We start from the raw sequence: 4,080 nt of genomic DNA on the forward strand, positions 1-4,080 counted from the left end.
GCCCCGCCGGCGCCGTCGTAGTCCACCGTCGCCAGCAGCCCCGCCCCGGGGAACGGCACGGCCGGCGCGCCGGCGCGCAGCAGCACCGAGGCGTCCGGACGGTCGGGCGGCACGAACAGCCAGCCCTCGGCCTGCACCGAGCGGTCCGCCTCCTCCGCCGACAGCGCCACCAGGCGCGGCTCGGCCGAGCGCGGCAGTTCGATCACGAAGGCGCCGTCGCCGTCGGTGGTCGCGCCGTAGGCCGACTTGTCCGGCATCGAGGCGCGCACCCGCGCTTCCGGCGGCGCCGTGCCACGCACGATCGCGCCGCCTTCGGGCGAAGCGCTCACCGACACGGTCCGCAACGGGGCCTGATAGCCGGCGTCGGCGGGCTCGCCGTTCGCCTTGGCCGGCCCCTCGGAGCGCCCCCCGCCCTGGCCGCAGCCCGACAGCAAAGCCGCCAGCGCGAGCGCGCCGGCCGACAGAAGATATGCGCGACGCCGATCCATCCCTTGCCTTCGAAGTTTGGAAACCCGACCTTGGCTTAATCGTTCAGTCTAGACGCGCCCGCAAGCGACGCGTCCAAGTTCGGGGAATTCCATCAATGACGGCGGCGGCGCGGCGCGTGGACTCGGTCTGCCTCTATTGCGGTTCGTCGAACGCGGCGGACCCCGACTTCATCGCCGCCGCGGGCGAGTTCGGCAAAGCCCTGGCGGAGGCGAACGTGCGCCTGGTCTACGGCGGCGGCGGCATCGGCCTGATGGGCGCGGCGGCCGAAGCCGCCCACGCCAACGGCGGGCGCGTGCTGGGCGTCATGCCGGATTTCCTGCGCTCGCGCGAAATGCTGCTGGACGACGTGGAGACCGTGGTCGTGCGCTCCATGCACGAGCGCAAGATGATCATGTTCGAGCAGTCCGACGCCTTCGTGGTCTTCCCCGGCGGCATCGGCACGCTGGAGGAGATCGTCGAACTGCTGTCCTGGCGGCGGCTGGACCTGCACGCCAAGCCGGTGGTGTTCGTGAACCTGAAGGGCTTCTGGGATCCGTTCTTCGCCCTGATGGAACACACCATCGAGGCCAACCTGACCCCCGCCTGGTTCCGCAACTGCTGGACGGTGGTGGACCGGGTCGACCAGATCATCCCGGTGCTGTCCAAGCCCGCCGAAGCGGCCTGACCCGCCTCCCCCACTGAAGCCCGAATGTCACGCTGCGGAGGCGCGTCCGCGCGCCTGCTTGCGGGCACGCTGATTGCTGGTTGCACACTTAACGGCGATCAGTAAACAATGGTCACGCTAAAAGTGCGTCTCAAATAAAAACTGGCGTTGACAGTCTCTTTTGAAAACGCACTATGCCCTCGCGCCACCCCGGCGCGATCAAAGGAGACAGTCATGCGTGCTATCGCTCTGAGCCTCGCGCTCTCGCTCGCGGCCGCCGGGGCCGCCGCCGCCCAGGGCGGCGACACCCAGCTCACCCTGCAGAACGGCGAAGGCGCCGCCGCCAAGGTCATCGTCGACGGCACCGTCTGGAAGTGCGAAGGCGCGACCTGCATCGCCGGCGGCGCGATCAAGGCCCAGCCGGCCGCGCGCGCCTGCAAGCGCGTCGTCGCCAAGCTCGGCGCGGTCAGCGCCTTCAGCTGGCGCGGCGAAGCCCTCTCGGGCGACGCCCTGGTCGAGTGCAACTCCGCCGCCAAGGCCTGATCAAGCAAAAGGCGGCGAACCCGGGTTCGCCGCCTTTTTCATTCCTGCGCCGCCTGTGCAGGCGCCCGGCTACGCAGCCAAGATTACGCGGCCTGCCCGCGCAGCCGCTTCTCGATCCGCTCCCGACCGATCAGCGCCGTCATGGCGGCCATGTCCGGGCCGTGGTCCAGGCCGGTGAGCGCCTTGCGCAGCGGCATGAACAGGGCCTTGCCCTTCGCCCCCGTCTCGGCCTTCACCGCCTCGGTCCAGCGCGCCCAGGCGGTCTCGTCGACCACCTCCGGCAGCAGGCCGGCGGCCTTTTCCAGGAAATCGGAATCTTCGGCCAGCGGCTCGATCGGGCCACGGACGACGCGCGCCCACAGCTTCACTTCCTCGAACTTGCCGAGGTTGGCGCGGATCGTGTTCCAGAAGGTCTCGCCGAGGTCGCAGTCCAGGTCCGCCAGACGCGCCTTGGCGTCGGCGTAGCTGACCGCGTGCAGCACGCCGGAGTTCAGGCGGGCCAGGTCGGCGGAGTCGTAACGGGCCGGCGCGCGGCCCATCTTCTCGAAGCCGAAGCTCTCGCCCAGCGCCTGCAGGGAGGCGCCCGGTTCCAGCGCGTCGCTGGTGCCGATCTTGGCCAGGTGGCTGGTGACGGCCAGCGGCTCGAAGCCCTCGCCGCGCAGCTCGGAGATCGACAGCGCGCCCAGGCGCTTGGACAGCGGCCCGCCGTCGGCCCCGACCAGCAGCGGCATGTGGGCGAAGGCCGGTTCCGGCGCGTCCAGCGCGCGGAAGATCTCGATCTGGGCGCCGGTGTTGGTGACGTGGTCCTCGCCGCGGATCACGTGGGTGATCTTCATGTCGACGTCGTCGACCACCGACGGCAGCGTGTAGAGGAAGGCGCCGTCCTCGCGGATCAGCACGGGGTCGGACATCGAGGCGGTGTCGACCTCGCAGTCGCCGCGGACCATGTCGTTCCACTTCACGCGCTCGCCGTTCAGCTTGAAGCGCCAGTGCGGCCGGCGGCCCTCGGCCTCCAGCGCGGCGCGCTCCTCGTGGGAGAGCTTCAGGGCGGCGCGGTCGTAGATCGGCGGCTGGCCGCGCGACAGCTGCACCTTGCGGCGACGGTCCAGCTCTTCCTGCGTCTCGTAGCAGGGATAGAGCCGGCCGGCCGCCTTCAGGCGCTCGACCGCTTCCTGGTAGACCGGGAACCGCTGCGACTGGTTGTAACGCTCGTCCCACGCCAGGCCGAGCCACTGCAGATCGGTCTCGATCCCGTGCTCGTACTCCTTGGTGGAGCGCTCGAGGTCGGTGTCGTCGATGCGCAGCACGAAGGTCCCGCCCTGTCGCTTGGCGAACAACCAGTTCGCCAGAGCGGCTCGGACGTTGCCGACGTGGATGCGTCCCGTCGGGGACGGCGCGAAACGAACCTTCACGGACATAAGCGGCCTCTTGAGGAGAGGCCGCGTAGGTCCGTCACTCACGACGCCCTGTCAAGCGCCGTAAGCCCCCCAGCGCTGCGGGAGCGGACGCGGCGACGCGCCTGCTCCCCCGACACGCGTCAGTCGTCGCGGTGGACCCGCTCGCGCCGCTCGTGCCGTTCCTGGGCTTCCAGGCTCAGCGTCGCGGTCGGACGAGCATCCAGACGGGCTACGCCGATCGGCTCGCCGGTTTCCTCGCAGTAACCGTAGGAGCCGTCCTCGATCCGGCGCAGGGCCTCGTCGATCTTGGAAATCAGCTTTCGCTGACGATCGCGAGTCCGCAGCTCCAGCGCCCGATCCGCCTCCGACGACGCGCGATCCACCAGGTCGGGGTGGTTCTCGGTCTCGGCCTGCAGATTGATCACGGTTTCCCGCGATTCCCGGAGGATATCTTCCTTCCAGGCGTGCAGTTTGTTGCGAAAGTATTCCACTTGCCGTTCGTTCATGAACGGCTCGTCTTCGGTCGGCTTGTAAGCCTTCTCCAAGACAACAGACGCGGTGGCCTGCATTGACGCCCTCACGCTAGTATTAGCGCCCCCTTGAGGCACTTGCGCTTATACCGGCGTCGCAAGTCGCGTTCAACGGCGCTTCTATGACACCGGCCGCCCAGCTTCGTTACGCCGCAACCCGCCCCATTTCCGCCTTGGCCAGCTCCACCGCGGCGCGGGTCTCGATTTCGTTCAGCACGCCTTCCAGACCGGTGTCGTCGGTCTCGGCGCGCTCCTCGCGCACGGCCTGGGCCAGGTCCTGCAGCGCGGCGCCGGTGGCGCCCCCGCCCAGCATGGACAGCTTGATCTCGTCGAGGCGGTCGAGAATGCGGCTGGCGCGCCCCATCGCGCGCCGGCGGCGCTCCAGCGGCCCTTCGGTCGCCTGCAGGGCCAGCAAGGCGTCGACGGAGCTGACGCCGCCCACGGCGCCGGCCTTGGCCGACGGCGCGCTCTCGCGGCT

The 4,080-nt window shown here is 69.6% G+C and carries 5 protein-coding genes and 1 pseudogene; 2 read left to right on the top strand and 4 right to left on the bottom strand.

The window, feature by feature from the left end:
- Nucleotides 1–488 (bottom strand): annotated as a pseudogene (locus tag G3573_RS20495) (hypothetical protein); the annotation flags it as partial.
- 95 nt (nt 489–583) lie between these two features.
- Here G3573_RS20495 and G3573_RS20500 point away from each other — a divergent pair.
- Both G3573_RS20500 and G3573_RS20505 read left to right on the top strand, forming a co-directional pair.
- Nucleotides 584–1,153 (top strand): TIGR00730 family Rossman fold protein, encoded by a 570-nt coding sequence (locus tag G3573_RS20500; RefSeq protein ID WP_163263516.1) that lies wholly within the window; start codon nt 584–586, stop codon nt 1,151–1,153.
- A gap of 213 nt (nt 1,154–1,366) precedes the next feature.
- Complete coding sequence (locus G3573_RS20505) at nt 1,367–1,675, top strand: hypothetical protein (RefSeq protein WP_163263517.1); 309 nt, start codon at nt 1,367–1,369, stop codon at nt 1,673–1,675.
- A gap of 83 nt (nt 1,676–1,758) precedes the next feature.
- Here G3573_RS20505 and gltX read toward each other — a convergent pair whose 3' ends face one another.
- The 3 genes from gltX to G3573_RS20520 form a co-directional block, all read right to left on the bottom strand.
- Nucleotides 1,759–3,093, bottom strand: a complete 1,335-nt coding sequence (gltX, locus tag G3573_RS20510) for a glutamate--tRNA ligase (RefSeq protein ID WP_163263518.1) — start codon at nt 3,091–3,093, stop codon at nt 1,759–1,761.
- A 119-nt stretch (nt 3,094–3,212) separates the two neighbouring features.
- Nucleotides 3,213–3,641, bottom strand: a complete 429-nt coding sequence (gene dksA / locus G3573_RS20515) for an RNA polymerase-binding protein DksA (protein WP_163263519.1) — start codon at nt 3,639–3,641, stop codon at nt 3,213–3,215.
- 106 nt (nt 3,642–3,747) lie between these two features.
- A partial coding sequence (locus G3573_RS20520) for a flagellar assembly protein FliX (RefSeq protein WP_163263520.1) occupies nt 3,748–4,080 on the bottom strand: 333 nt, incomplete at its 5' end.

It is taken from the genome of Caulobacter sp. 17J65-9, from assembly GCF_010975005.1.
In the GTDB taxonomy this organism is placed as follows: Bacteria; Pseudomonadota; Alphaproteobacteria; order Caulobacterales; family Caulobacteraceae; genus 17J80-11.